Here is a 3,645-nt window from a genome sequence, read left to right on the forward strand (position 1 = left end):
GATTTTAGCAACTGAAGACGTTCGATTCTACCAGCATGGTGGTATGGATTTTTATCGTTTAGGTGGCGCAATTCTTGCGAACATTACAAATGGATTTGGTTCACAAGGTGCCAGTACATTAACTCAACAAGTAATAAAAAATTCATTTCTTAAAAATGAAAAAACATTGAAGCGAAAAGCACAAGAAGCTTATTTGTCTTATCAATTAGAAAAGAAATATGAAAAAGAAGAAATTTTCGAAATGTATTTTAACAAAGTATTAATGTCGGGTACCACGTATGGTTTTGGTACAGCAGCAACATATTTCTATGGTAAAGACTTAAAAGATTTAGAGTTGCAAGAAATGGCTACGTTAGCTGGAATTCCACAAAGTCCTAACAATTATAATCCTTTCAAGCACCCAGAAGCTGCTGAGAAGAGAAGAAACATTGTACTTTCACTTATGGAACAGCACGGAAAAATCACGACAGCTGAAAAAGAAGCAGCACAAGCAATTCCAGTTACTGATGGATTGGTGGCTGAAAAAAACCGACAAGTTTCAAATTCGCTTAAATATCCAGCCTTCTACGATGTAATGAAAAATGAGCTTGAAGCAAAGGGTTATTCTATTGCAGATGGACTTGAAATCTACACAACTTTAGATCCTCAAGCCCAAACTTCTGTAGAAGAAACCTTACAAGGTGAAAACTTCCCAACCGAAAATATGCAAGCCGGTTTAACGGTATTAGATACAAAAACGGGTGCAATTGTTGCCATTGGTGGAGGAAGAGATTATGGTGCTGACCTTCCTACCAATTTTGCGCAAGATCGCACTGATCGACATATTGGTTCTACAGTTAAACCAATCCTTGATTATGGACCTGCAATTGAATATCTAAATTGGTCAACTGGTCATACGATCGTGGATGAAAAAATGAAATATACAGGCGAAGATCAAGAAATTAGAAACTTCGATAACGACTATTTAGGTGCTATGTCGATACGTGAAGCATTATATCGTTCACGAAATGTTCCAGCTGTGAAAACTTTTAAAGCAGTTGAACAAGACGATCGTACAGCATTTGCGAATAAATTAGGAATCGAAGGCAAGTTCTTAGGAAATGAATCTGCTGCAATAGGTGCCACAACTGGAATAAACACAATCGATTTAGCAGCGTCTTATGCTGCTTTTGGTAACAATGGTATGCATTCTCAACCTTATACCATCCGAGAAATCGTGTTCCGTGATGGTAAAACGAAAAAAACCTATAAACCAAAAACTACTCCTGCTATGAAAGATTCAACTGCATTCATGGTGACAGATATGTTAAGAGACGTTGTCAGTGATCGACGTGGAGCTAGCGGTAAAGCTGCAATTATTCCTGGATTAGATGTTGCCGGTAAAACAGGAACAACAAATTATAGTGCAGATGAATATGAAAAATGGAATTTAAATGATGGATCCGTGCCTGATATTTGGTTTGCTGGGTACACAACAAATTATTCTGTCGCAGTATGGACTGGGTATAAAGATAGGGATAGTGCGATAAATGCAGATAACCAAGAAGAACGAACATTTGCTCAACGCATCTTTAAAAATGTCATGACCAAAGTTTCTCAAGGCAAAGAGACACCTCTTTTCAAACGTCCAAATTCTGTAGTAGAAGCAACTGTTGAAGTTGGTACCTCCCCTCTTCGATTGGCTAGTGAATATACACCAAGCAATTTGAAACATACTGAATTATTTGTTCGTGGCACTGAGCCTAAGAAAGTGTCAGAAGCATATGAAAAAACTGAAGTAGACGCTCCAACAAAACTCAAAGCTGAGTATAGTGAAGGCGATCAAACTGCCACTCTAACTTGGAAGCACAAAGCACCTAAACGTGGCGGAGAAGAACTGAAAGTTGCATATGAAGTATCATTCTCTATAGATGGTGGTAGTCCTACTGTCCTTCAAAAAACTGACCAAAAAGGGTTAATTGTAACTGGGATAACACCTGGTAGTACGTATACATTTACCGTAGTAGCCATTGCAGATGATGTTGTCAGTTCTCCTGCAAGCACTACTCTTGAAATCGAAGGTATAGTTGTAGAAGAACCGGTTACTCCTCCTGTAGATGAAGGAGAAGGCAATGGGAATGGCAACGGGAATGGCAACGGCAACGGCAACGGCAACGGGAATGGCAACGGTGAAGGAACAACTCCACCAGTTGAGGAACCTATAGAACCCGAAGTACCTGTAGAACCTCCTGTTGAAGAGCCAACGCCTCCTGAAGAGGGTGGCGTAGCACCGGAACCACCAGCAGAAGGTACTGGTGAGTCACCAAGTCTACAATAATTGAAGGCTTGACCGATAAAGTAACCCGTGGCAAGAATAAAGACTAAACAAAAGAATCATTCACCTCCATAACGAAAAAAGAAGCAGATTCCTTTTAAGGGTCTGCTTCTTTTCTATTTATTTTGAATTCGAAGACGTGCGATTTTCTTTTTCGTTTCTTCAAATAACTCATTAAGTTGCCGATAAGCTGCATAATGACTCGGATGCATAACGATAAATTCATAGCGTTCTACTCCGTTTAGGGGGAGAACTTCATATTTGTTCAAGTCGTTCGCATCAAAATCGTCTGTTCCTGAAGCTTCTACAAGTAATTTATTATAAAGTGAAATGGCCTCAAGCATGTAAGAATGAACTTCTTTGTTCTTTATTTCAAAACCATGTTGAAGACGTTCTTTTACAGATGACCATTGTTGTAAAATGACATTTACGTTCTCTTGTTGTGAGTCTCTATCAAATCGGATCAATTAAGACCAACCCTTTATTAACACGTTTCTTACCTTCACGACACAACGGTAAAAGAGGACAAACTGGACATTGTGGATTTTGTGCTTTGCAGTGATACCGACCAAAGAAGATTAGTTGATGATGGGTTCGAGACCACTTGTCCCTTGGTGTCTTTTTCATAATTGTCTCTTCTACTTGTAAAACGGAATCTTTCCAACGGCAAAGTCCTAAGCGTTTTGACACACGTTCTACATGTGTATCAACTGCTAAAGCAGGGATATCAAATGCTACAGATACAACGACATTAGCCGTCTTCCTGCCTACTCCCGGAAGTGTGGTTAGCAAATCTCGGTTAGCGGGGATTTCTCCGTTAAATTGTTCGATAACCATTCGGCTTAAAGCTTGAATATTTTTAGCTTTGTTGCGAAATAATCCGATTGATCTTATGTCATTTTGGAGCTCTTCAATCGGAACATTCAAGTAATCTTGAGGTGTTTGATATTTGGCAAATAGTCCTGGTGTCACTTTATTAACGAGGACATCAGTACATTGTGCAGAAAGTAATGTTGCAATCGTCAGCTCAAATGGATTGCTGTGCACAAGTTCACAATGAGCATCAGGAAACATCCTATCCATTTCTGATAAGCAATACTCCCATTGCCCTTTTGTTAACATAAACTCACTTCCCTACTCTCGCTCTTCTAACCAATTATAAAATGGCACTTTATTCGTTTTCTGAGGGGGTGTCGATGTTCGCTCTGGAACTGTTCTGAATTGACTTGCTTGTTTTTCAACATCTTTCATTGTTTTAACATTTTTCTTTTTCCATTCAAACAATATTCGATCGATATAGCGCAAACTCATCTTCTGAGCTAGTACTGCTT

The 3,645-nt window shown here is 39.1% G+C and carries 4 protein-coding genes; 1 reads left to right on the top strand and 3 read right to left on the bottom strand.

Annotation, left to right across the window (positions count from 1 at the left end; translation table 11 throughout):
• Positions 1-2,317 (top strand): transglycosylase domain-containing protein (locus AC1DOS_RS18710; protein WP_477538719.1); only part of this gene is annotated, 2,317 nt, incomplete at its 5' end.
• 113 nt (positions 2,318-2,430) lie between these two features.
• Here AC1DOS_RS18710 and AC1DOS_RS18715 read toward each other — a convergent pair.
• The 3 genes from AC1DOS_RS18715 to AC1DOS_RS18725 all read right to left on the bottom strand — a co-directional run.
• A complete protein-coding gene (locus AC1DOS_RS18715) occupies positions 2,431-2,781 on the bottom strand; it encodes a YpoC family protein (protein ID WP_477538720.1) in 351 nt (116 codons plus the stop codon).
• A complete protein-coding gene (gene nth, locus AC1DOS_RS18720; RefSeq protein ID WP_477538721.1) occupies positions 2,768-3,436 on the bottom strand; it encodes an endonuclease III in 669 nt (222 codons plus the stop codon). The genes AC1DOS_RS18715 and nth overlap by 14 nt, the downstream gene beginning before the upstream one ends.
• A 12-nt stretch (positions 3,437-3,448) precedes the next feature.
• Positions 3,449-3,645: DnaD domain-containing protein (locus AC1DOS_RS18725; protein WP_477538722.1), on the bottom strand; the 197-nt coding region annotated here is incomplete at its 5' end.

It is taken from the genome of Paenisporosarcina sp. P5_A11, from assembly GCF_056400705.1.

Coding starts and splice junctions, on each gene's coding strand:
- nth (WP_477538721.1), bottom strand. CDS start 3,436: ATGTTAACAAAAGGGCAATGGGAGTATTGCTTATCAGAAATGGATAGG.